The 24,308-nt window shown below is 70.1% G+C and carries 21 protein-coding genes; 4 read left to right on the top strand and 17 right to left on the bottom strand.

What is annotated here, in order from left to right; genetic code table 11:
• Window positions 1-136 precede the first annotated feature (136 nt).
• Window positions 137-2,242 (top strand): acyltransferase family protein, encoded by a 2,106-nt coding sequence (locus QMO76_RS01360; protein WP_306359278.1) that lies wholly within the window; start codon window positions 137-139, stop codon window positions 2,240-2,242.
• A 232-nt stretch (window positions 2,243-2,474) separates the two neighbouring features.
• Here the strand turns inward: QMO76_RS01360 and QMO76_RS01355 are convergent, their stop codons facing one another.
• A complete protein-coding gene (locus QMO76_RS01355) occupies window positions 2,475-3,887 on the bottom strand; it encodes a HAMP domain-containing sensor histidine kinase (RefSeq protein WP_306359277.1) in 1,413 nt (470 codons plus the stop codon).
• A complete protein-coding gene (locus QMO76_RS01350; protein WP_306359276.1) occupies window positions 3,884-4,612 on the bottom strand; it encodes a response regulator transcription factor in 729 nt (242 codons plus the stop codon). Before QMO76_RS01350 ends, QMO76_RS01355 begins: the two co-directional genes overlap by 4 nt.
• A gap of 468 nt (window positions 4,613-5,080) precedes the next feature.
• Between QMO76_RS01350 and QMO76_RS01345 the strand changes: the two genes are divergently transcribed.
• The gene (locus tag QMO76_RS01345; RefSeq protein WP_306359275.1) at window positions 5,081-5,281 is read left to right on the top strand and encodes a hypothetical protein; all 201 of its coding nucleotides are present in this window, start codon (window positions 5,081-5,083) and stop codon (window positions 5,279-5,281) included.
• Window positions 5,282-5,296: 15 nt separating this feature from the next.
• Here QMO76_RS01345 and QMO76_RS01340 read toward each other — a convergent pair whose 3' ends face one another.
• The 5 genes from QMO76_RS01340 to QMO76_RS01320 all read right to left on the bottom strand — a co-directional run bounded on the left by QMO76_RS01340 (window position 5,297) and on the right by QMO76_RS01320 (window position 9,953).
• Entirely contained in the window at window positions 5,297-5,950 is a 654-nt protein-coding gene (locus tag QMO76_RS01340) for a response regulator transcription factor (RefSeq protein ID WP_306359274.1), read from the bottom strand.
• Window positions 5,947-7,092, bottom strand: coding sequence for a sensor histidine kinase (locus QMO76_RS01335; RefSeq protein ID WP_306359273.1), 1,146 nt, complete (start codon window positions 7,090-7,092; stop codon window positions 5,947-5,949). Before QMO76_RS01335 ends, QMO76_RS01340 begins: the two co-directional genes overlap by 4 nt.
• A 12-nt stretch (window positions 7,093-7,104) precedes the next feature.
• Window positions 7,105-7,878 (bottom strand): ABC transporter permease, encoded by a 774-nt coding sequence (locus QMO76_RS01330; RefSeq protein ID WP_306359272.1) that lies wholly within the window; start codon window positions 7,876-7,878, stop codon window positions 7,105-7,107.
• Between the two features lie 97 nt (window positions 7,879-7,975).
• On the bottom strand, window positions 7,976-8,884 hold the full coding sequence (locus tag QMO76_RS01325; RefSeq protein WP_306359271.1) for an ATP-binding cassette domain-containing protein: 909 nt from the start codon (window positions 8,882-8,884) through the stop codon (window positions 7,976-7,978).
• Between the two features lie 88 nt (window positions 8,885-8,972).
• Window positions 8,973-9,953, bottom strand: coding sequence for a phosphatase PAP2 family protein (locus QMO76_RS01320; RefSeq protein ID WP_372341866.1), 981 nt, complete (start codon window positions 9,951-9,953; stop codon window positions 8,973-8,975).
• Between the two features lie 551 nt (window positions 9,954-10,504).
• Here QMO76_RS01320 and QMO76_RS01315 point away from each other — a divergent pair.
• On the top strand, window positions 10,505-10,789 hold the full coding sequence (locus tag QMO76_RS01315) for a hypothetical protein (RefSeq protein WP_306359270.1): 285 nt from the start codon (window positions 10,505-10,507) through the stop codon (window positions 10,787-10,789).
• 133 nt (window positions 10,790-10,922) lie between these two features.
• Here the strand turns inward: QMO76_RS01315 and QMO76_RS01310 are convergent, their stop codons facing one another.
• The 10 genes from QMO76_RS01310 to QMO76_RS01265 form a co-directional block, all read right to left on the bottom strand.
• Window positions 10,923-11,057, bottom strand: a complete 135-nt coding sequence (locus QMO76_RS01310; protein WP_306359269.1) for a hypothetical protein — start codon at window positions 11,055-11,057, stop codon at window positions 10,923-10,925.
• 143 nt (window positions 11,058-11,200) lie between these two features.
• A complete protein-coding gene (gene xdhC, locus QMO76_RS01305) occupies window positions 11,201-12,031 on the bottom strand; it encodes a xanthine dehydrogenase accessory protein XdhC (RefSeq protein WP_306359268.1) in 831 nt (276 codons plus the stop codon).
• A gap of 1 nt (window position 12,032) precedes the next feature.
• On the bottom strand, window positions 12,033-14,621 hold the full coding sequence (gene xdhB / locus QMO76_RS01300) for a xanthine dehydrogenase molybdopterin binding subunit (RefSeq protein ID WP_306359267.1): 2,589 nt from the start codon (window positions 14,619-14,621) through the stop codon (window positions 12,033-12,035).
• Window positions 14,618-16,135 carry a xanthine dehydrogenase small subunit gene (locus tag QMO76_RS01295; protein ID WP_306359266.1) on the bottom strand — a complete coding sequence of 506 codons (1,518 nt, stop codon included), beginning with the start codon at window positions 16,133-16,135 and terminating at the stop codon, window positions 14,618-14,620. Before QMO76_RS01295 ends, xdhB begins: the two co-directional genes overlap by 4 nt.
• Window positions 16,136-16,601: 466 nt before the next feature.
• Window positions 16,602-17,237: a histidine phosphatase family protein gene (locus tag QMO76_RS01290; protein ID WP_306359265.1), complete on the bottom strand. Its 636-nt coding sequence runs from the start codon at window positions 17,235-17,237 to the stop codon at window positions 16,602-16,604.
• Window positions 17,234-19,018, bottom strand: a complete 1,785-nt coding sequence (locus tag QMO76_RS01285; RefSeq protein WP_306359264.1) for a carbamoyltransferase C-terminal domain-containing protein — start codon at window positions 19,016-19,018, stop codon at window positions 17,234-17,236. Before QMO76_RS01285 ends, QMO76_RS01290 begins: the two co-directional genes overlap by 4 nt.
• Window positions 19,019-19,109: 91 nt before the next feature.
• On the bottom strand, window positions 19,110-20,222 hold the full coding sequence (locus QMO76_RS01280; protein ID WP_306359263.1) for an FAD-binding oxidoreductase: 1,113 nt from the start codon (window positions 20,220-20,222) through the stop codon (window positions 19,110-19,112).
• Window positions 20,219-21,187: a hypothetical protein gene (locus tag QMO76_RS01275; protein ID WP_306359262.1), complete on the bottom strand. Its 969-nt coding sequence runs from the start codon at window positions 21,185-21,187 to the stop codon at window positions 20,219-20,221. Before QMO76_RS01275 ends, QMO76_RS01280 begins: the two co-directional genes overlap by 4 nt.
• A 36-nt stretch (window positions 21,188-21,223) precedes the next feature.
• A complete protein-coding gene (locus QMO76_RS01270; RefSeq protein ID WP_306359261.1) occupies window positions 21,224-21,724 on the bottom strand; it encodes an SRPBCC family protein in 501 nt (166 codons plus the stop codon).
• Between the two features lie 279 nt (window positions 21,725-22,003).
• Complete coding sequence (locus QMO76_RS01265; protein WP_306359260.1) at window positions 22,004-22,507, bottom strand: nucleoside deaminase; 504 nt, start codon at window positions 22,505-22,507, stop codon at window positions 22,004-22,006.
• 476 nt (window positions 22,508-22,983) lie between these two features.
• Between QMO76_RS01265 and QMO76_RS01260 the strand changes: the two genes are divergently transcribed.
• Window positions 22,984-24,192 carry an AbrB family transcriptional regulator gene (locus tag QMO76_RS01260; RefSeq protein ID WP_306359259.1) on the top strand — a complete coding sequence of 403 codons (1,209 nt, stop codon included), beginning with the start codon at window positions 22,984-22,986 and terminating at the stop codon, window positions 24,190-24,192.
• The last annotated feature ends 116 nt before the right edge of the window (window positions 24,193-24,308 follow it).

Genomic DNA, 24,308 nt, shown 5'->3' with positions numbered 1-24,308 from the left:
GAGCCGGGCGGCGACCCCGCGCGTTTGCCAGCGGTGCGATCACTCGGGCATCTTAATGGGCGGTGCGCCGCGAGATCAGGTCGGCAACCCCCGGCTTGCAGCTCTGGTCGGGGCCGCTACGTAGTGGGGAGTTCTCGTGTACACGCGCACCCCGGGACCGGCCGCGCCCGTCGCGGTGGCGCCCCGGAATCCGCTGCCCGCCATCGCCTCCCGACCGAGCTACCGCGACGATCTCGACGGGCTGCGCGGTATCGCGATCGCGCTGGTGGTGGCCTTCCACGTGTGGATGGGGCGGGTGTCCGGCGGTGTGGACATCTTCCTGGTGCTGTCCGGCTTCTTCTTCACCGGAATGCTGTTGCGCCGCACCGACACCACGGGCGGCCCAGGCATCGGGGCGACGCTGCGGCGCACCGCCCGCCGCCTGCTGCCCGCCCTGCTGGTGGTGCTGGCCGCCGTCGCCGTCGCCACGGTCGTCGCGACGCCGTACACCCGCTGGAACGACATCTCCGCGCAACTGCTGGCCTCGGGCTTCTACTTCCAGAACTGGTATCTGGCCACCGCCGAGCTGGACTACGCCGCCGCGGACCCCTCGATCAGCCCGTTGCAGCACCTGTGGTCCATGGCCGTGCAAGGCCAGTTCTACCTGGCGATCCTGGCCGTCGTCGCGCTCTGGGCGGCGGTGCGGCCCCGCCCGGACCGGCGGCGCGCCACCCTGCTGCTGATGCTGCTGCTCGGCGCGGCCGCCTCGTTCCGCTACGCCGCCGATTCGCCGCAGCAGCAGGCGTGGATCTACTACGACAGCGCCGCCCGCGCCTGGGAACTGCTGGCGGGCGCGGCGCTGGCCGTGGTCACGCCGTGGCTGACCATTCCGCACCGGATCCGCTGGCTCGCGGGCGCCGTCGGCCTGGTCATGGTGCTGTGCTGCGGCCTGCTGTTCGACGGCGCCACCGCGTTCCCGGGTCCGGCGGCCCTGTTCCCCGTCGCCGCGGCCGTACTGCTCATCCTGTCCGGACTCCATGTCCCGGCGACCGAACGCCCGTGGGCGAACCGGGTACTGGCGAGCCGGCCGTGCACCGAGCTCGGCGCGATCGCCTACCCGCTCTATTTGTGGCACTGGCCCATCCTCATCTTCTACCTGGCCGAAACCGGCCGGGAGCACGCCGGATTCGCCGACGGGCTGGCGGTGATCGCGATATCGCTGGCGCTCGCCTGGGTGACCACCCGCGTGATCGAGACACCGCTGCGTCATCGCCCCGGCCCGTCGGACACCGTTTCCGGGGTGGCCACGTGGATTCGACGCGGCACCGGCACCGTGGTCGCGGCGCTGGGCACCAGCGTGCTGGCCGCCGCGCTGGGCTGGCAGGTGGTGTCGGCCGCGAATCCGCCGCAGCCGCCGAAACCGTTCGAATTCCCCACCGCGTATCCGGGCGCGGATGCCCTGGTCCGGGGCATCGACCCGCCGCCGCACCCCATCCGCCCCTCGATCCTGCGGGGCAATGCCGACTCACCGCCGCCGACCCGGGACGGCTGCATCACCCCGGACCGGGAGGTGCGCTCCTGCGTCTACGGCGACGCCACCGCCGGGCGGGTCATCGCGGTGGTCGGCGGCTCGCATTCCGAGCACTGGATTCCGGCACTCCAGATCCTGTCCCGCGATTACGGTTTCCGCATCGTCACCTATCTGAAGGAGCGCTGCCCGCTCACGCTCTCCGACCATCCCTCCTATGCCGAGGCCCCGTTCCCGGAGTGCCGGGAGTGGTCGGAGGAGGTGCTCGACCGGCTCGCCGTGGAGCGCCCGGACTGGGTATTCACCATTTCCACGCGCAGTCGGGCGGAGGGGGCGGGGGACGAGGTGCCGCCGGAGTTCCTGGACGTGTGGTCGGCGCTGTCCGAGCGCGGCCTGCGGGTGCTCGCGCTGCGCGACACCCCGCGTCTGCGCCACGGCGACGTCTACTACCGGGCCGTCGACTGCCTGGCCCGGCGCGGCACCACACCGGACAGCTGCGGGATGGACCGCGCCGCGGCGCTGTCCGCACGGGACCCCGCCGAGGAACCGGCGGCGAGCTATCCGAACATCTTCCCGATGGATCTCAGCGACGCCGTATGCCGTTCGGACCGTTGCCGTGTCGCGGAGGGCAATGTGCTCATCTACCGCGACGAACACCACCTCACCGCCAGCTACGTCCGCACCCTCGCCCCGGAGCTGGGACGGCAGCTCGCCGCGATCACCGAGTGGTGGTAGGCGGCGCGCACCGGGACAGCAGTGTGGGCCGGGGTACTGCGGCGGGCCGGAGTATTGCGGCGGGTTGACGACGGATTTGCGATCCGGGCACGGCTTCCCGACTTTCGCTCCCGGCCACCGGCTTCCGCGCTGCCGGTGCGGTACCGTCGCAGCGGCGGCGGCGCTCCGCTGTCAGGGCAGCTCCCTCGCGAACCTACAGGGCCACCGGGTCGCCGCCGCCCCCGGTTCGCCGTCAGCGGGTCGGCGTCGGCTCCCGCTCGGATTCCAGCAGCTCGGCGTCCACCCGCGGCAGCCGCACCACGAACCGCGCTCCGCCGCCGGGGCGATCCTCGCAGTACACCCGGCCCCCGTGCGCCGCAACGGTTTCCGACACCAGGGCGAGGCCGATACCGGTTCCGACCGCCGCGCCGCGTTCGATCCGGATGGTGGCGAAGCGCTCGAAGATCCGGCGGCGATCGGCGACCGGCACTCCGGGACCGGCGTCATCGACCGTGATCACCGCGTCGGCGCCGTCCCGGCGCACGGTGACCGCGACCGGCCCCCCACCGTGGCGCGAGGCGTTCTCCAGCAGGTTGGCCACGGTGCGCTCGAGTTCGAGCCGTCGGCCCTCGATGGTGGAATCGGTGACGACCGTGAGCAGTTCGGGCGGGTAGTGCCGTTCGGCGAGGGAATGGGTGAGCAGTTCGCCGAGCGAGAGCAGTTCGACGTCGCCGCGGTGCACCCCGGCGTCCACGCGCGCCAGTTCCAGCATGTCGTCCAGCATCCGGCGCATATGGCTGAGTTCGTCGCTGGTCAACCGCAGCGCCCGCCGCATCCGCTCCGGCAGCTGATCCTCGTACTTGTTCATGACGCCGACGCTGGTGACCAGTGTGGTGAGCGGGGTGCGCAGTTCGTGGCTGACGTCGCCGACCAGGCGGCGCTCCCGTTCGATGCGCTGCTGTAGCGAATCGACCATGGTGTTGAAGGCGTCGACGGTATCGGACAGATCGCGGTCGGCCGTGCGCGGCAGCCGGGTGTCGAGTTCGCCCGAGGCGATCCGCGAAGCCGTGACGGCCAGTTGGTGCAGCGGTTTGAGCACCCGCCGACTCGCCCACACGCCGAGCACCGCACCGACCGAGGAGGCGACGATGGCGCAGGCGATCAGCAGATTCCGCAGCATGCGCAGGGTGGAGTCCAGCTCGGCGATGGGTGTGAACTCGTAGAACATGTCCCCACGCGCGTTCAGCGGAAGGCCAACGCGCAGATAGGGTTTGCCCGCCACCATCACCCGCTGCGTACTCTCCTCCGAACCGGTGGCGATATCCGATGACAGCAGCGCGGAGGTCGCCAGGGCGGAGTCGCTGTCGATCCAGGTGTCACCCCAGCGCACCAGCATCACCGTGCCGTCGGGGGGTTCGATGGCCACCAGATCGGCCTCGGTGGGCCGCTCCGCGGCGACATTCTGGCGCAGCATCCCGATATGGGCGTCGGTGAGGCGTTCGGCCGAACGCTCGCGCTGTCCCTCCATATAGCCGCGGCCGACGGTGAACACCGAGACCGCCAGCACCAGCGACACCAGGCTGGCGCTCAGGGCGAAGGCGAGCACCGCGCGGCTGTACACGCTGCGCGCGGGCCGCCATCGGGTGGCGCCGGCGTCCGCGGTCACCGCTGCACGTCTAGTCGGTATCCGAGCCCGCGTACCGTCACCACGATCCGCGGGGCGGAGGGATCCCTCTCGATCTTGGTACGCAACCTGCGCATATGCACGTCCACTATCCTTTGGTCACCGAAAAACCCGCGGTCCCATACCCTTTCGAGCAGGACATCGCGGCTGAGCACCCGGCCCGGCGTTTCCGCCAATTCGCAGAGTAGCCGGTACTCGGTGAGCGTCAGATGCACCTCCTCGTCACCGCGCAGCAGGCGGCCGCTGTCCTGCGACAGCACCAGCGGCGGGTTCGCATCGGCGTCCAGCACCACCTCGGGGCGGCCGTCGGGGTCCGGGGCGGCGTCGCGCCCCTGCGCCAGCCGCGCCCGGCGGCGCAGCGCCCGCATGCGCGCGGTGATCTCCTTGATCTCGAACGGTTTGGTCACGAAATCGTCCGCCCCGGCCTCCAGCGCGGCCACCACATCGTGGGTGTCGTCGCGCGCGCTCACCACGATGATGGGCACATCGTGATCGCGGCGCACCTCACGAATGCAGGTGAATCCGTCCATCGCGCCCAGCATCAGATCCACGATCATGACGTCGGGAACCCCGCGGCTGCGCACCTGCGCGAGCGCCACCTCGGCACCGCCCGCCTCCGAGACCTCGTACCCCTCGTCCTCCATGGCCAGCCGCAGCGCCTCCCGGACCCGGTCGTCGTCCTCCACGATCAGCAGGTTCGCGCCCATCAGTCCATCCCTCGCACCGCCGTCGGAACCAGTCACGCTCTGTCGCCTCCGAATCGCGGAGCGGACGACCCAGCAGCTTTGAATACCCGACCACTCTGTCGGGAAAACCTTCCGTCGTTGCCGCACATGCCGCCGACGGTTCCCTACCGGGGTAACGCGTCGCAAGGCGGAGCAGTTCCGACCCGCCAATCTTCAAACAACCGCAAACCAGTTTCCGGTGTCGCCGCAAAGTGGGCAACCCACCATCGACTGGGTGACGCAGAGTCGACTGTCCCGGCGTTCCTACCGCCGCATCGGCGATCCGGCGCTGTGGGAGCGCGGCATCCGCGCACACCATCGGTCATCGGAACCGCCGGAAGGCCGGCGGCAACCGTGCCGCCGTGCCATACGGCGCTGCACTGACGACAACGGCGTCGCTCACCATGCCGTCACCACGCGTACGGATTCCATCGACCACCGGCTGTTCCGGTGACCGACCCCACCGCCTCGCACGATGTCCACGTGCGCCTGCGCTTCCCCGAAGGCGGCGCCGTGGTCGAGTACCGGGCCGCCGAGCCCGTGGCCCGCAAGCTCGCCCACGACCTTGGTCGGCACGGCGTGATCGTCACCATCGACAACGATGTGCATCCCCAGCTCAGCGACCTGCCGACCACCGATCTCTGGGGGTAGTCCGGCCGATCCGGCTCAGTCGGGCCGCACCAGACGGGTTTCGTAGGCGTAGATCGCGGCCTGGGTGCGATCGCGCAGGTGCAGCTTGTCCAGGATGCGCGCCACGTGCGTCTTCACCGTCTGCTCCGAGATCACCAGGGCACGCGCGATCTCGGCATTGGACGCTCCCCGCGCGATGCACACCAGCACCTCGGTCTCGCGGGCGGTGAGTTCGGCGGGCGCCGGACCCGGGCGGGTGTCGGCGGTGCGGGCGAATCGTTCCACCAGCCGGCGGGTCACGGTGGGGGCGAGCATGGCCTCGCCGCGGGCGACGGCGCGCACCGCCTCGCCCAGAATGTGCGCCGAGGCGTCCTTGAGCAGGAATCCGCTCGCCCCCGCCCGCAGCGCGGTGTAGACGTATTCGTCGAGGTCGAAGGTCGTCAGCACGATGACGCGGGTGCCGTGCTCGGCCGCGACGATGCGGCGGGTGGCCTCCAGCCCGTCGACACCGGGCATGCGGACGTCCATCAGGACGACATCGGGGCGCAGCCGCCGCGTCTGCGCCACCGCGGCGATCCCGTCGGCGGCATGGCCGACGACGGCGATATCCGGCTGCGCGTCGAGCAGCACGGTCAGGCCCTCGCGCACCAACTCCTGGTCATCGGCGACCAGCACGCGGATGGCCGTCACGACTCGTCCCGGATCGGCAGTTCCGCGCGCACCCGGAAGCGGCCGTCGGCGGGCGCGGCCGTGAGGGTGCCGCCGTAGGCCGCGACCCGCTCCCGCATACCGGTCAGCCCGTGCCCGGCCCGGACGCCGACGGCTCCGTCGGGTAGCGGATTGTCGACGTCGATGCGCACCCGGCCGGCGGCGCAGTCGACACGCACCCGCACCGCCGCGCCGGGCGCGTGCCGGACGGCATTGCTCAGCGCTTCCTGGACGATGCGGTACGCCGAGAGTCCGACGCCCGCCGGAATCGCGGTGAGATCGCCGTCGGTATCGAGTTCGACGCGGATGCCGGTGCCGCGCACCGAGTCGACCAGCTGCGGCAGATCGGTCACGGTCGGCTGCGGCGCCGCGCCGGTGTCGCCGGAGCGCAGCAGATCCAGAATGCGGCGCATCTCGCCGAGCGCGGTGACGGCGCTGTCCCGTATGGCGGCGAAAGTCCGTGGTGCGGTGTCGGATGCGCGGAACTGCGCGGCCTCCGCCTGAATGGCGATGACCGACATGTGGTGCGCCACCACATCGTGCAGTTCGCGGGCGATCCGGGTCCGCTCCTCCAGCAGCGCGGTGCGTTCCCGCTGCCGCCGGGCCGCCTCCTGCTCGTCGCGCAGTCCGCGCCGGGCCGCCGCCAGGGCGCGCAGCGCCGCACCGGCCACCAGGATCAGGGCCGCCAGCGCCGCCACCTCGAGCAGCTCCGACAGCGCACGCGGCGGTCGCAGTAGCGCGGCGAGCAACGCACCGGTGGCCACGGTGCCCGCCCAGTAGGCCCCGGCCTGCCGGGCGGGCACGCTCAGCGCGAGGACGGCCAACACCAGCAGGTGACTGTTGATCATGGCGTCCACCCACAGCCCGGTGTCCACCCACAGCGACGCCACCACGACCGCGATGGCCGACGCCGCCCAGGCGGGCAGCGGCAGCCGGGGTGCGAGCGCCACCGCGAGGCCCTGGATCAGGGCGAGCCCGACGGCGCGGCGGTCGGTCAACCCGGTATCCGATTGCAGGGTGTGCAGCACGACCGCGAACACCAGCGCCGCGAGCACCAGCAGGGCGGCCGACAGCGCCTGGACCCACCGGAAGCGGCCGAGCGGTGCCGAGATCAGCTCGAGCATGGTTCCACGATCTCAGATATCGGCGCGGTTCAGGGTGCGCCTGGCCATTCCGAGCGCGGCCACCGCCCCCACCGCCACCAGCGCCAGGCGCGGCCAGCCGCCCAGCGATCCCATGAGTTCCGCAGCCCCGTCGGAACTCTGCGACAGCTTCGCCACCACCGCGCTGGGCGCGACGACGGTCACCCACTTGTGCAGTTCCCCCAGCGCCTGGGCGGCGGTGACCTGGGGCAGCACCACATGCGCGGTGATCACGGCCACCGCACCGGCCGAACTCCGCACCGCGACTCCGACGGCGAGACCGAGCACGGCGACGGCCGGGAAACAGCAGTAGATGCCGATCATCCCCGGAAATGGTTGTCCCGCAGCGTATGTCCCGCCGTCGATGACCGCGCCGCCGATCAGCCAGGCGGTCGTCACCGCGAGTACGCCGACCGCCGTCGACACCGCGACCACCAGCAGGGCCTTCGCGGCCAGCAGCAGATCGCGCCACGGGGTGGCGGTCAGGACCGGCCGGATGGTCCCCGATCCGAATTCGGTGGTGACGACCAGCGCGGCCCAGGCTCCGATCACCGCCAGCGCCAACGAGGTTCCGGTCAGCGCGCCGCCGAGTACGGTGTCGTCCGGCTCCAGGCTGCCGGTCAGCCCGACCACGCCGGCCATGACCGGCGGGACGGACAGCGCGAGCAGCGGCAGCAGCCACAGGCTGCGCGCGGACCGCGTCTTGATCACCTCGGACCGCAGCTGATCGCGCAGCAGGGGCGCGAGCGGTGCTGAAACGACGGTCACCTGCGGACCCTCCTCTCCGGGGGCGCCGACACGGTGTCCGCGAGCAGGACGCCCGCGGCCGGGGCGGCCGCGATGGGAAGCGGGGTGGCGGTGCGTGTCATGCGATCTCCCGGACTGCCCGCTGCCCGTACTGCCGGTGTGCGGCAACCAGATCCGTGTACACGTCCTCGACCGACGCGCGCACCGGGGTCAGCTCGTCGAGCACGATGCCGCGATCGGCCGCCACCCGCCCGATCTGGCGCGGCGCCAGCCCGCGCACGGTCGCGACCTCACCCCGCAGTTCGACCGGCCCGTCCAGGGCGGCGGTGAGCGCCGCCAGGTCGGCGCTGCGCACCCGGACCACGGATTCGGTGCCGCGGGAGACGAATTCGCCGATCGGCTCATCCGCGAGCAGCCGCCCCGCCACGATCACCAGCAGGTGGTCGGCCACCAGTTCCAGCTCGCTCATCAGGTGGCTGGACAGCAGCACGGTCCGGCCCTCGTCGGCCATGCCGCGCAGCAGCCGCCGAATCCACCGGATCCCCTCCGTATCCAGCCCGTTCATCGGCTCGTCCAGAATCAGCACCCCGGGATCGCCCAGCAGCGCCGCCGCGATTCCCAGCCGCTGCCGCATGCCCAGCGAGAAGTCGCCGACCCGGCGACCGGCGACATCGGCCAGCCCCACCAGTCCGAGCACCTCATCGACCCGCTCCGCCCGAATCCCGGTGCAGGCGGCCAACATCGACAGATGCGCCGCGGCGGTGCGCCCCGCCAACACGTCCCCCGCGTCCAGCAGCGCGCCCACGGTGAACAGCGGCCGCCGCAATGCGCGATACCGCCGCCCGCACACCGTCACCACGCCCCGGCTGGGCGTGTCGAGGCCGAGCGTGAGCCGCAGCGTCGTCGACTTCCCCGAGCCGTTGGGTCCCAGGAACCCGGTCACCCGCCCCGGTCGCACCACGAACGTGGCGTCCGCGACCGCGCGCGTCCGCCCGTAGTACTTCGTCAGTCCCCGCGCCTCGATCATGCTTCGACGCTAGGCGCGCACCCTGTGCGACCACATCCCTCCCGCGGGCGGTTTCGCCCGTCCCCCGCGCGAGGGATGCGGATACGCCCTAGTGGCGCACGAGTTCGGGAGTCTCGGCGGCCGGTTCGCGCCGGCGCAGTCGAGTGCGGCGCTCCCAGAGTCCGGCCAGCAGGGCGGTGAGGCCGACGTAGGCGAAGCCGAGCAGAACGTCGACGACATAGTGCTCGCCGCCGTAGACCAGGGTGAAGGACATGGCCGCGGGGAAGATCGCGAGGGGGACGCGCAACCACCACGAGGTCAGCAGCGGCCACAGCGTCACGGTCACCAGCACGGCGAAGGCGGTGTGCAGCGAGGGCAGCGCGGCGACGTAGTTGCCGTGCTGTTCGAGCCAGCCGGCGCTGGTGTCCGACGGCACCAGTCCGAGGCCGAAGCCGGAGATGCGGCGGACCTCCTCGGCGATGGCGCCTTCGCGGCTGGCGTACCAGGGCGGGGCGGCGGGCACCAGGATGTAGGTCAGCAGCGCCAGGTAGGACAGGAGGAGGATGCGGCGCATGTACCGTGCCCACAGCGGTCGCGAGTACACGTAGAAGATGGCGGCCACCGCCCACGGCACGATGAAATGCGTGGTGTAGACGACGCCGATGATCGGCGTCCACCACGGTTCGCCGTCGGAGGCCAGCTGCTCCTGCAACCAGACCGTCGGCAGCACTCCCCCGAACAGTGCCCGCTCCGCCGCGACCAGTTCCCCCATCCGCAGCGGCATGCCGAGCGTATCGGCGAGATCGCGGGTGACGTCGTACACCACCAGCGCGCCGATCAGGGGCAGCCAGTCCACCAGCACCCGCAGGTGGTCACGCACCGGCCGGTCGATGGTGAACGCCACCACCCCGGTCAGAATCCAGGCCGCTTCCACCAGCCGCCCGGACGGCAGTCCCCCGGTCAGCACCGTGACGGCCAAGGCCGCCAGGTACGTGTACCGCACCACGGCCCGCAAGGTGGGCCGCCCCGGTGGAGCGCCGGGAGCGTCGTCGGCTGTCGTCTGAGAGGATTCGGTCCACAACCCCGCCATTCACACAGTGTTCCACGACGGTTCATCACGCCGTCACGCGAACCACCCCCGACGCGATCGCGGGCCCGTGGGCAGGGCCGGACCTCCGTCGCCGGCGATGCGTGCGCCAACGGTTCACGACCTGTCCGACACCATTGATTAAATCGCATCGAAACGCGGCTAATTAATGCATCCGAAACCCTGAAACTATTGCCCTACAAGGAAACTCAGGCGTGACAAAGAGTTACCATCTGGAAATATCCCATTGATTAGGCTGCTATCCGGCGACAGGGGATATCCCTTTCGCACAGCGGAGATCGAAGGAGAGAACAATGGGATTGCTCGCCGGTCTGATAGACATCGTTGGTAGCCTGCTGCATTTGCTGCTCGGCGGCCTGTGAGGCAGCGCGGGCCCGCACCCCGCGCTGACCGAGTCCGATAGGACGTGACTGCCCGCCCCGTGTCGGATGCGGGGCACGGGGCGGGCAGATCGCATCTCCCCCTGGACATTTCGGCCCTGTCCGAACAGATCGCTATTGACTGCACGACCGGTACGCAGCAGGCTGAGCATCATGCTGCCCCGCCTGACCATCGGTTGTCTGTCCGCCGCGCTGCTGCTCGCCCTGACCGGTTGCGGCAAGGAGGAACTCGGCGACCGGAGTGGCCCGCCGGACGCCATCCACGATGTGGACTACGTCGAGATCTTCCGCAATACCGACAGCTTCCCGAATATCGCGCGCGTATGCGTGCGCGGCATAGCCTTCGCAGCGACTTCCACCGGCCGCGGCGAGAACGCCGCCGGCGCGGGCCCGGTCATCCGAGTCACCGAATGGGACGACTTCTGCGCCGGAAAATAGCCGCGAACGCGGACGGCGACCGTACGTTCAGCGGACCGCCGCACCGTCGGAAGCCCACCCCTGGCCTACGAGTTGGGTCGCGCACCTCTCCGACCTGTGCGTGTCATAACCCGGCGCACCGCAGGTCGACCACTCACATACCGGTATCGGTCGCCGCGCCGATCAGTCCGTCCAGCGCCACCAATGACGACGCCGGGTCACTGTAGGTCAATTCCGGGCATTGTTCGGACCATGCCACGAACGCCGCCTGTTCCGGCGACCAGCGCACTTGGATGGTAGGCAGCAGTATTCGCGATCGCTCCGCGTCTTGCACCGAGTCCCCCTTTCCGGATCGGCTTCCCCTGCGAGTCGTCCCGGCGCCCTGAGACCATTCCTACGGTACGCGTCAAAACTGTTGTTTCGCAGATCTTTTCACATTCCCGCCGGGTGACTGTCGGTGCGGGCGATCCCTGCGAAGGCGCGCAGCAGATCCGCCGCCACGCTCACCGCGATGACGGCCGGCTCCTTGCCGGTGATCTCGGGCAGGCCGATGGGGGTGGTGATCCGGTCGATGGCGGCGGCGTCGTGACCGCCCTCGGTGGCCAGACGCTGCCGGAACCGCGCCCATTTGGCCGACGATCCGATCAATCCGATCGAACCGAGTTCGGGCAGGCGCAGGGCGGCGTCGCAGAGGGCGGCGTCCTCGGCGTGGTCGTGGGTCATGATCAGGATGTGGGCCCCCGGCGGCAGCTCCGCGAGCACCTCCTCCGGCAGCAGCGGCGTGTGGTGCACGTGCACCTGCGCCACCGCGTCCGCGAGCACCCCGAGCCGATCCTCGGCGAGCTGGTCGGGGCGGGTGTCGATGAGGTGCAGGTCGAGTTCGTGGCGGGCCAGGATGCGAGCCAGCTCCCACCCGACGTGCCCGACACCGAAGATCGCCACCACCGGGACCACCGGCAGCGGTTCGAGCAGCACGGTGACGGTGCCGCCGCAGCACTGCACCCCGTGCCGGTTGGTGACCTTGTCGTTGAGGGCGAACTCCATCAGCTCCGGCTCCGCACCGGGCGCTAGCAGTTCGCGGGCCCGGTCGATGGCGACGGCCTCGATATTGCCACCGCCGATCGAGCCCCAGCTCTCGGTCCGCCCCACCACGAGTTTGGCCCCGGCCTTGCGGGGTGCGTGGCCGCGCACGGCCGCGACGGTCACCAGCACGCCGGGTTCCCGGCGGGCTCGCAACCGCGCGACCGCGGCGACCCAGGTCATCTCAGGCACCGCTGAGCGCGCCCGCATCGGAATCCGCCGAATTCCCGTCGGCGCCGGGGCCGCCCTCGCCCACCGCGACCCGATCGGTGCCGCGCGGACCGTCCGCGGGCTGTCCATCGCCGCCGCGGCCCGCGCCGTTGCGACTCCGGCCGCCATTCCCGTTGCGCTGGTGCCCATCTCCGGACGGACGCGACTCGGCCCCCGCACCGCCAACGGCACGCGCCAGCCCATCGGCGGACGAGCCGCCCTCATCCGCCTGCCCGGTTCCTGCCCGCGCGGCCTGCACGGCCCAGTACACCGCCTCCGGCGTCGCGGGCGAGGCCAGGTCGACGCTCACTCCGCCCGGCCCGAAAGCCGCGGCGGCCTGCCGCAGCGCCTCACGCACCGAGAACGCCAGCATCAGCGGCGGCTCACCGACCGCCTTGGAGCCGTATACCGCCCCCTCTTCGGTGGCATCGCGCAGCAGCCTGACATTGAACTCCTCGGGCATCTCGGAGAAGCTGGGCAGCTTGTAGGTGCTCGCCGCCTGGGTGAGCAGCCGTCCGCGACCCGGCCCGTCACCGGTGTCCCACCGTAGGTCCTCCAGGGTCAGCCAGCCCGCGCCCTGTACGAATCCGCCCTCGACCTGGCCGATGTCGATGAGCGGCGAGAGGCTGTCGCCCACGTCGTGCACGATGTCCACGCGCCGGATGCGGTACGCGCCGGTGAACCCGTCCACCTCCACCTCGGTCGCGGCCGCGCCGTAGGCGAAGTATTTGAACGGCGAGCCGTGGAAGGTCTTGGCGTCCCAGTGCAATCCCTCGGTGCGGTAGAAGCCGGAGGCCGACAGCTGCACCCGCTGCATGTAGGCGGTGCGCACCAGGGTGTCCCAGTCCAGCTCCCGGTCGCTGCCCAGGGCGCGCGCCACGCCGTCGACGATGCGCACGTCCGACGCGTTCACCCCCAGCTGCGACCCGGCCACCCGCTCCAGCCGCGACCGCAGCTGCTCGCAGGCGTTCTTGATCGCGCCGCCGTTGAGGTCGGCCCCGGCGCTGGCGGCGGTGGCGGAGGTGTTGGGCACCTTGTCGGTGCGGGTGGGGGCCAACCGCACCTTGTGCAGCGGAATGCCGAGGGTGGTCGCGGCGACCTGCATCATCTTGGTGTGCAGGCCCTGGCCCATCTCGGTGCCGCCGTGGTTGATCAGGACCGAGCCGTCCTTGTAGATCAGCACCAGCGAGCCGCCCTGGTTGAAGGCGGTCAGGTTGAACGAGATGCCGAACTTGATATTGGTGAGCGCCAAGGCGCGCTTGGTGTTCGGATGCGCGGCGTTGAACTCCGCGATCTCGCGCCGCCGTCGCTCCCAGTCGGCGGTGTCGCGCACCTCGTGCCAGATCCTGCCGATGCGATCGGTCTGCCCGACCGGCTGCCCGTACGGCGTGGTCTGACCCGGCCGGTAGAAGTTGCGTTCGCGCAGGTCCGCCGGATCCAGTCCGAGCAGGGGTGCGCACCGGCCCAGGATGTCCTCCATCACCAGCATGCCCTGCGGACCGCCGAAGCCGCGGAAAGCGGTGTTGGACACCGTATTCGACTTGGCGATGCGCCCGGCGACCTGCGCGTGCGGAATCCAGTACGTGTTGTCGATATGGCAGAGCGCGCGGGCCAGCACCGGTTCGGACAGGTCCAGACTCCAGCCGCCGTCCGCGGTGAGGGTGGCGTCCAGTGCCTGGATGTGGCCGTCGGCGTCGAAGCCGATCCGCCAGGAGGCGTGGAATCCGTGCCGCTTACCCGACATGGTCAGGTCCTGAGTCCGGTTGAGCCGCAATCGAACCGGGCGACCGGTCAGCTTCGCGCCGAGTGCGGCCACCGCCGCGAACCCGTGCGGCTGCATCTCCTTGCCGCCGAAACCGCCGCCCATGCGCAGGCACTGCACGGTCACCTCGTGGCTGTGCAGGCCGAGCACGTGCGCCACGATCTCCTGAGTTTCGGACGGGTGCTGGGTGCTGCTCTGGATGAACACCTGCCCGGCCTCGTCGACCTGGGCCAAGGCGCAGTGCGTCTCCAGGTAGAAGTGCTCCTGGCCCTTGAACTCGAATTCACCGGTGAAGACGTGCGCCGACGCGGCGAAGCCCGCCTCGATATCGCCGCGGATCATGGTGGGCCGCGCCCCGTGGAAGCTCTCGGCCTCGATCGCCTCCCGCAGCGTGACGATGGCGGGCAGGTCGTCGAGTTCCACCTCGACGGCCGCCGCGCCCGCGCGGGCCGCCTCCAGGGTCTCCCCCAGCACCCACGCCACCGCGTGGCCGTGGAACATGACCTCCTCGGGGAACAGCGGCTCGTCGTGCTTCATCCCGGCATCGTTGACGCCGGGCACGTCGGCGATGGTGAGCACGCGCACCACACCGGGCACCGCCAGCGCGGGCTCGGTGCGCAGGGCGGTGATGCGGCCGTGCGCCTTCATCACCTGCACCGGATAGGCGTGCAGGACGTCCTTGGTGCGGTACACCAGATCATCGGTGTACAGCGCGGTCCCGGTGACGTGCAGCGATGCGCTCTCGTGCGGCAGCGGCACGCCCACGACGGGCTTCTCGGGGCGTTCGGACAGATGGCTCATGACAGCACCGCCTCGGTGGTTTGCGCGTACAGCTTCCGCAGGCTCTGGCCGAGCATCGCGGCGCGGTACTCGGCACTGGCGCGGTGATCGCTCATGGGTGTGCCCTCGGCCTGGAGCAGGCGGGCGGCCCGCTCCACGGTGTCGGTCGACCAGGGCTGCCCGATCAGGGCCGCCTCGGTGTCGCGGGCGCGGATCGGGGTGGCGGCAACGCCGCCCAGGCCGATGCGCGCCGCGCGGACCGTCCCGTCCTCGATGTCGAGCGCGAAAGCGACCGCCACGCTGGAGATGTCGTCGAACCGACGCTTGGCGATCTTGTGGAATGCGGCGACCGGAGCCAGCGGCAGCGGGATGCGCACGGCCCGGATGAGTTCGTCCGGTCGCCGCAGGCTCTGCCGGTATCCGGTGAAGTAGTCGGCCAGGTCGACCTCCCGCTCCCCGTCGGCGGAGGCGAGCAGCACCGACGCGCCGAGCGCCAGCAGGGCGGGCGGGCTGTCGCCGATGGGGGAACCGGTGCCCAGATTGCCGCCGAGGGTGGCATTGTTGCGGATGAGCCGGGAGGCGAACTGCGGGAACAGCTCCGACAGCAACGGCACCCCACCGTCCAGGCGGCGTTCGATCTCGGTGAGCGGCACCGCCGCCCCGATCTCGATGTGCCCGGGTGCGATGCGCAGCTCCCGCAATTCGGGGAGGCGGTCGATGGCGATGGCGTACTCCGCGCGCCGCGCCCGGATATTCACCTCCACGCCCCAGTCGGTGCTACCGGCGACCAGGACCGCGTCGGGCCGCTCCCGCAGCAGTGCCACCGCGTCGGCCAGGCTCGCCGGTCGGCGGAAGGTGCGTCCGTCCCGGGTGTACTCGGTGGCGACCGGGGCGGGCGCGGCCTGTTCCCGGCGGCGCGCGAACGGATCGTCGGCATCCGGTGCGCCGAGCGCGTACGCGGCGTCGCGGATGGGCCGGTATCCGGTGCAGCGGCAGAGGTTTCCGCTCAGCGCGTGCAGATCGAAACCATTGGGGCCGTGCTCACCGTCGTGCGAGTGCGGTGGTGCGGCGGCGGAATCCGCGACGGCGGCCGAATCGACGACGGCCGAATCCTCGCCGACGGCGGACGGGCAGCGGCCGGGACGGTAATACTCCGAGGCCATGCTGCAGATGAATCCGGGCGTGCAGTAACCGCACTGCGAGCCGCCCCGCACCGCCATCTCCCGCTGCACCGGGTGCAGCTCGGTCGGCGCTCCGGTCGCGTCGAGGGTGCCGAGCCCCTCGGCGGTGACGATCTCCTGACCGTCCAGGGCGGCGACCGGGACCAGGCAGGCATTGACCGCGACCCAGTCGGTGGGCTGTTCGACGCCGGGTCGGGCCACCATAATCGAACACGCGCCGCATTCGCCCTCGGCGCAGCCTTCCTTGCTCCCGGTGAAGCCGCGCTCACGCAGGAAATCCAGAACCGTCGTATGGGGTGCGGCCGGGGAAATCGGCGTGGACTTCCCGTTGACCGTGATCCGCGCCTCTACCATGGCACTACCTCATTTCGGTGCATGGTCGATATGAATATCCTAGTCGCCATTTCAGGAGCTTTCTGTTTCGGTGACGCCGCTCGCGAACCCGGAGCGCGAATCCACACGCGGCGACCCGCCGCGGGCGATGACAGAAGATCGGAAAGAAGCCGGGGCCACATGCGGGCACGCCGGAAAGCGGGCTGCTCAGCAGCCGTGCGCGACGCGACCCGGGACCCAGACGGTCCGGTGAGCGAGGCGGCGCAGATCGGAGATGGTGGACATCCGACGTCGCCTCCTTTCACTGCTCACGAGTCGGTGCGCTTGAAACTACGTTGCGCCGGGCCTCCGGGTCAAGCCGATCGAGTAAGGCCCGTCACAGTCTGTAGGAATCTCCGACAGACCCGCCGCCGATGTCCGTCCGCGTCGATGGATCGCACAAATGGATATGGCGACAATGTTTCTCACGGTAAACTCGTCGTTGCGTTCACCGGAGGTGGGATGTGTCGTTCAGCAATTGCACCGACGCATTCCCGTTCCGGTAATAGGCCACCGCCGACAGCGACGCCGCCGCGAGTTCCATGCGGAACAGCGACGCGGGCGGCGCGCCCAGCGCCAGCCGGATCAGGGTGCGCAGCGGCGCGACGTGCGACACGACCAGGACGGTCCGCCCCGGGTACCGGGCGAGCAGCGTGTCGCGTGCCGAGCGGACCCGCTCGGCCACCGCGGCCAGGGTCTCGCCCGTACGGCCCGGTACCGCCGTCGGCGAGGCCAGCCACGCCGCCAGCTCGTCGGGATGCTTCGCGCGCACCTCGGCGAGGGTCAACCCCTCCCAAGCCCCGAAATCCGCCTCCCGCAGCTCCGGCTCGACCAGCACTCGCCGGTCCAGCCGCCGCGCCAGCACCTCGGCGGTCTCCAGGCAGCGCCGCAGCGGTGAGGACACCACCGCGTGCACGGGCTCGCGCGCCGCGAGCGACCGGGCGACGGCCTCGGCCTGCCGCCGCCCGGCATCCGACAGCGCCGGATCGGCGCCGCTGCCCGAGAAGCGCCGCTGCGGTGTCAGCGCCGTCTCGCCGTGCCGGAGCAGCAGCAGGGTGGTGGCCGCACCGGATTCGACGCTCATACCTTCGTGACGAGGTGGTTGCCGAGCACCAGGTAGTCGATCTCCGTGCCCAGGAAGCAGTTCAGCGCGTCGGCCGGAGAGCAGACGATCGGCTCACCCGCCACATTGAACGACGTGTTGATCAGGCACGGCACGTCGGTCAGGGCGGTGAACCGGCGCAGCAGCGCCGCCAGTCGCGGCGTATCGCGCTCGGTGATGGTCTGCACCCGCGAGGTGCCGTCCACATGGGTCGCCCCGGGGATCAGGTCGCGGAACTCCGGTCGCACGCCGAAGACGAAAGTCATGTAGGGCGAACGGGTCTTGCGCCCCATCTCGAAGATCGCGGGCGCGTCCGACTCCAGCACGATCGGCGCGAACGGCCGGAACGGTTCGCGATGTTTGACCCGGGTGTTGATGACGTCCTTGATATCCGGGAACCGCGGATTGGCGAGGATGCTGCGATGCCCCAGGGCGCGCGGGCCGTGTTCGAGCCTGCCCTCGAACCAGCCGATGACGACCTTCTCGGTGAGCAGCTTCGCCACCTGGTCGACGATCTCCCCGTCGTCGAGGCGGGTCCAGGTCACCCGGTCGCCGAACTCCCGCAGCGCCGATTCGATCGCCCCGTCACCGAATTCCGGTCCCAGATACGGGGTTACGGATGGCGCGGCGCGCCCGGCGCCCGGCGCACCGTGCCGGAGCCAGGTGTGCACGGCGGCCCCGATGACGACGCCGGTATCGCTGGCGCCGAAGCTCACGGCCATATCGGTGAATCGCGAACCCTCGAACAGCGGCGTGTTGTTGAGGCAGTTCAATGCCACGCCGCCCTCGAACAGCAGGTGGTCCAGGTCGGTCTTGGCCTCCAGCGCGCGCACCTGATGGGCGGTGACGACGCCCAGCATCTCCTGCGCGGCGGCGGCCACCCGGGCCTGGTATTCGAGGGTGTCCTCGAAGGGACCGAAGTACTGCTCGAACAGCGGATCGAGGCCGCGCGGATTATCCGTCTCGAGCGGCCGGGCGAAGGTGTAGCGCCCGTCGGCGTGCAATGCGACGAATTCGGTGAGAAATGGATTCGGCACCGGGGGCCGGGCATAGCCGGACAGGCCCATCACCTTGTATTCGTCATTGTTGGGCACGAATCCGAGGAAGCGCGTTATCGCGCTGAACAGAATGCCCATCGAATACTCCGCGCCGATCGCGGTCTCGTCGAAGAGGTGGACGCGGCCACCGCGGATCTCCCCCATCAGCGTCGACAGCACTTCGGCGCGGCCGTCGCTGATGAGGAAGGCGGTATCGCGCATACCCGCCACGTAGTACCCGGTCATGGCGTGCGCGAGGTGGTGCGGGACGAAGACCAGCTGTTCCGGTGCGGGGGTGTAGCCGGTGCGGGCGGCGAAATCCGCGGCGACCGCCTCGTGGCTGACGACCTCGGTGTACAGCGCGCCGATATCGGCCAGCAGGTCCAGTTTCGCCGTCGGTGTCAGCGGCGCGGCCACGATGCCCGACAGCATCTCGTCGAGGACCCGCGGCGAGAAGTCGAACGGTACCGCGATCCGGTCGACATCGGCGAACCGCACGCCCGCCTGTTCCAGGCACCAGGTCACCGCGTTGATCGGGAAGTCGGTGGTCTTCTTCTCCCGGTTGAACCGTTCTTCCTCGACGGCCGCGACCACCTCGCCGTCCACCAGCAGGGCGGCGCCGGCATCGTGGCCGAGCAGATAGTGCTTATCGGTGCCGACCGCGCCGAAACGCTCGGCGAAGACCTCCGAGACGCGGGTGAATCCATTGCACCCCAAGACAATCATGGCAGCTACCTTCTGTGCTGTTCGGTCGCGGCGGGCCGCGACGGCTGTCGTGCCGCGGGAGGCGGCGACCCGGCCGCGGGTGTGCGGCGGTTCAACCAGCGGAGTGAACGCCGCGGGCAGCGGCGAACGCGGCCGGGTCGGTCCAGGGCTCTTCGCCGAGTACGAGATCGCGGACGATCTCCGCGGCGGCGGGTGCCTGGCACAGGCCCTGGCCGGAGAAACCGGCCGCGTAGACGACGGGGCGGGCGGGCTCGCGGTCGGTACGGGTCATACCGATGCAGGCCATACCGTCCGGGCTGACATCGAGATCGCCGCTCCACCCCGGTTCCAGGCGGTTCCCGGCGAGTGCGGGGAAGGTGGCGGCGAGTCGGCGGGCCACCCGGTCCAGCCACCGCTCCCGGGTCTCGCCCGGCTCGGGGCGGCCCATGCCGACGAGTACGCGGTCGCCCCACCCGCGGATGCGCAGGCCGGACGGGTGCAAGGTCATGGGCAGCGTGGTGATTCCGGCGGATGCGGCGGTGAGCAGCAGTTCGACCGGATAGGTGGTCACCGGCAACGACACCCCGGCCATGGCGGCGACCGGGCCCGCCCAGGGGCCCGCCGCGCAGACCAGGGTGTCGGCGCGGATGCTGCCCGCGGGCGTATGCACCCGGCCGTCGGGATCGATGCCGGTGACCGGGGTATCCGTACGCAGCAGTGCGCCCGCCCGCTCGGCGGCCCCGGCGTAGCCGCGCACGATGGCCGCCGGATCGCAGGCATAGGCGTCGGGTGACCAGGCGGCGGCCAGCACGGTGCGCGGATCGACGAGCGGATTGAGTCGCGCCGCCTCGGCCGCGGTCACGAGTTCGACGCGTACCCCGGCGGCCCGCTGTGCGGCGTGCGTACGGCGGAAGTCCGCCACCTGGTCAGCCTCGGTGAACAGCACCAGGAACCCGGTCTGCCGCAGGCCGAGGTCGGTTCCGGTGCGCGCGGCGAACTCGTGGTAGGCCACCAGGCTGCGCACGGCCATACCGCTGATCAGGTCATTGCCGGGGAAATAGGTCCGCAGCACGCCCGCCGTGCTCCCCGACGCACCCGATCCGAGCGCGCCGCGTTCCAGCAGCACGGTTCCGACACCTGCCGCAGCGAGCCGGTCCGCCGCGGCGACGCCGACGACGCCGCCGCCGATGACGAGCACATCGGCGCGCTCGGGCAGCCCGCTCACGACTGCCGACCCGCCGGGGCGGGGCGCAGCTGCCGCAGGTGGTCTCCCGTATCCCAGGGGTACAGGTGCAGATTCCAGCCGCCCAGGCAGTTGACGTAGAGGGCCATCTGACTCGCCACCGCCAGGAAGTCGTCGCGGTCGAGCCGGTCCAGGCAGGCCAGGAAGCGCTGGGTGAAATCCCACAGCCGCTCCAGCCCGCAGTAGCCCAGGAATTCGGCCGGGACGCCGATCAGCAGGCGCGCCATTTGGCGCAGCGACTCCATCGGCATGCCCTGCACCGCGCCGCGGACCAGCCCGCCGTAGCTGGCGTACCCCAGCGGCCGGGTCTCGCCATTGACGAAAAGGACGGTGGGCAGCACAGTTTCGAAGCTTCCGGCGCCGGACGGAATCAAGCCTCGGTGCAGGTCGGCCAGTTCCGGCGGCGCGGTCAGCCACGCCTGCTCGGTGGCGGCGTGCACGTCGTGGATGAGGCGGTTCGCCTCGGGGTCGACGGCGGTCAGATGCGGAATGCGGTGGCCGCCCGGCGTTCCCGCCCGGCGGACCTCCACCGTAATGGTCTGCTTGGTCGCGTAGACCGCCTCCCAGATTGCCTGTCCGGCGGCGGCCAGCGCGGGCATGTCCGCCGCCCGGACCCGGCCCACCGGGGTGGCGGGCATGGGTTCGGTGAGCGCGCCGTACTTGATGCCCAGATGTTGTAGGGCGGAACAGAATACGGTGCCGTCCGGGGCCTCGCGCCGATCCCCGATCCGGGTGGACGCGGGCAGATGCAGCAGCGCGGGCACGGGGGCCACGTGGTACAGGTGCTCGCCCGCCACCAGCGCGTGTCCCTGCAGGCTCCGATAGGGCAGCGCCTCCCACAGCGCGGCGGCCAATTCCGGATTGCGGCCGTCGAGTTCCGCGGTGACGGTGATGCCCAGTGCGGGCCAGGCGATGTCGATGTGCCGACCGGACGGCGTCTCAGTCACAGGTTTTCCCTTCGATCTGTCGCGTTGTCGCCGCTGCTAGTTCCGCGCGGAATGGTCCGCGAACCGGCCCGCGGAATGGTCCGCGAAATGGTCACGGATGGAATCGGTCTGCTTCGCCATCATGGCGATGATCGTCTCGACGACCTCGGTGTCGGCGTCCTCGGCGATGGTCAGCTCGCGGGTCCAGTCGAAGAAGCAGCGGTTCGGGTCATCGGTGATCGGACGGACGCGAATGGTCGCGAGATAGCGCTCCACGCCCATGGTCGGTTCGATGGACCGGTAGGTCTGCGAGCGCCGGACCTCGTCGCGTCCGGCGACCTCCTGCTGCACCAGGCCGCCGCTGAAGGCCAGCGTGAAGTTGTACAGCGACGGAACCCGTTCGGGCCCACCGTCTCCGACCCAGTGCACGTTCTCGGCCGCGGCACCGGACACGATCGACACCATTCGCAGCGCATCGCGCACCACGGCCCAGACGGTATCGGGATCGGCATCGACGACCGTCGAGTGGTACATCGTGTGCCGGCGCTGGATCGCCACGAGAACTCCTTGTCCCGCAAGGGGATTCCTTGCTTGAAGCTACAACCTGTGGGAGCCAGTACACCGCCGGGCGGTCGGCGGCGGACAGGGACGGAAGGCACGAAGAAGATCACGGGCCGAGACGGGCATTTCGTAGAGTCCTACAACCGCGATGAACTCGCATTCTCCTGCGCCAGAATATTCTTCGACGGCCTCGCGAACCGGTCCGGATACGGCGAAGGCGGCGGACGACCCGAGGTCGTCCGCCGCCCGGCGGTCGCTATATGTCGGTGACCGGTATCAGTAATCGATCCGGTCCGCCTTGGCCAGCCACGCGTCGAACGGCGCCGTCCGATTCGGCAGGTCCAACTGCTCGATCCGGGTCGGCCACATCGACTCCGGCTTCTTCTCGAACAGGTCGTAGAACTTGCGGTCGTCGAAACCGGCCAGCGCCGCGTCGTGCCGATCGGCGGAGTAGACGATTCGGTCCACCCGCGCCCACAGCGCCGACGACAGGCACATCGGGCACGGCTCACACGAGGTGACCAGCACGCAGCCCTCCAGCGAGAAGGTCCCCAGCTCCCGGCAGGCCGCCCGCATGGCGGTCACCTCGCCGTGCGCCGTCGGATCCAATGTCGAGGTGACCTGGTTGTGCCCGACGGCGACCACCTCCCCGCCCTTGGCGATCAGCGCACCGAACGGACCGCCACCGTTCGCCACGCTGCTGGTGGCCAACCTGATCGCCTCATCCATCCAGGCGCGTTCCAGCTCCTGGACGCTCTGCTCTCGGATCTGTGCGGTCACGGTTACTCCTCGCTGTTGCAAACTCGTCAATGGAGTACACAGCACACCGTCTGCGATCAGCTAGAGACGGAAGACCGAAGACCACGGCGGTCGCGGACCGGCAGTTCGTAGAGTTCTACAAGAGGCGATTCACCGGTGACATCCCCCGGAAACATCCGGACGGGGGCCGGATCGGGCCCGCCGCGCAGCCGACAAGCCTCCCCCATCAGGCTAATGTTCAGCTACCTTTATTGCGGGCCATTTTCGTTTCATTCACCCAATTCGACAAATCGGACGTTTAATTCGTTCTCAACGAGATCAAACGCAAATAGCACCGTTCACCCCATTTCACTTGGACAGAAACTCCTGTTCGGTAGTACCGTTTCCGCGTACTCGGCGAAATTCGCCGACCTCCGAATAAACAGCGGGTGAACGGTTTTCAACGAAGCGAACAGTATCACCGCTATTCCCTGGGAACAGGTTGGGCGGATTCCGTTATGAAATTCTCCGGCATCAGCACAATGGCGCGGCGCGGCGCGGAAGAACGTCCGTCACGAACGGCCGGATTCGACGCGGTCCGCCGCGCACACGGCCATGCCCTCGTCTGGGCGGCACTGCTCGCCGTGCTGCTCGCCCTCGCCGAACTCTTGGAACGGGTGAGCTTCCCGGCCGCCCAGATGGTCCTCGGACTGACCGCGGGTGCGGGGCTGGCGCTCACCGGGCGACTGCCCCGACCGCTCCCCCGGCAGGTGTTCGTCGGCGTGCAGGCACTGATGGGCGTGCTCATGGGCAGCTATCTGGAGCTGCCGCTGCTGTCGGCCATCGGCACCGCCATGCTGCCGGTGCTCGGTGTCACCGCGGCGACGCTGGTGGTGAGCGTGCTGGTCGCGCTGCTCTTCGCGCGCTGCACCGGGGTCGCGCTGCCCACCGCCGTGCTGGGCCTGCTCGCCGGCGGGTCGGCCGCGGTGGTGTCCTGCGCCGACGAACTCGACGCCGACCCCCGGCAGGTGGCGTTCATGCAGTACCTGCGCGTCATGCTGGTCGCGGTCAGCGCACCACTGGTGACCGCGCTGCTCAGCGGTGACGACACCGGCGAGCGGACCGCCAGGCTCGCGAGCCGGGTCACCAATGCCGAACTGCCGCACTGGATGATCGTCGGCCGCGGCGATCAGATCGCCGGACTCTGCACCGCCGTACTGCTCAGCATCATCGGCATCCATCTGGGGCGGCGGCTGCGCATCCCGAGCCCGAGCCTGATCGGCCCCATGCTGCTCACGGCGGCGCTCACCGCACTGGGCCACAGCCACGGCTACGCCCCCACCAACCTGCTGCGCGAACTGCTGTTCATCCTCATCGGCCTCGAGGTCGGCGCCCGCTTCACCCGCGCGGTCGTCACCGAGATGGCCCGCATGATCCCCGGCATCCTGCTCGCCGTCACCGCCCTCTCCGCCGCCGTCACCGCCCTGGCCTCCCTGCTCTCGCGCTGCGTCGACCTGAGGCTGTCCGACCTCTACCTCGCCACCACCCCGGGCGGCATCAACGCCGTCCTCGCCACCGGCGAGGGCATGGGAGCCAATATGCCCCTGATCACCAGCGTGCAGACGATCCGCCTGCTGATCATGGTCGCCCTGGTCCCCCTCATCGCACGCTTCCTCCGCCGCGACGCCGACCCGCGCGGCGACATCCGCTGCGGACAACCGGGGTGAGCCCGCCGGGCGCGTTGCCCCCGGTATTCGGGGATCGGCACCGGGAGGGGCGACACGATATGGTTCGTCCGTACCATAAAGGAGAGATTCATGCGTGTCCTGCCACGGCGGACGTC

The organism is Nocardia sp. CC227C (assembly GCF_030767025.1).
GTDB lineage: Bacteria > Actinomycetota > Actinomycetes > Mycobacteriales > Mycobacteriaceae > Nocardia.
Note: the sequence above shows the minus strand (reverse complement) of the source record. Positions and strands in the feature narration are given on the sequence as shown.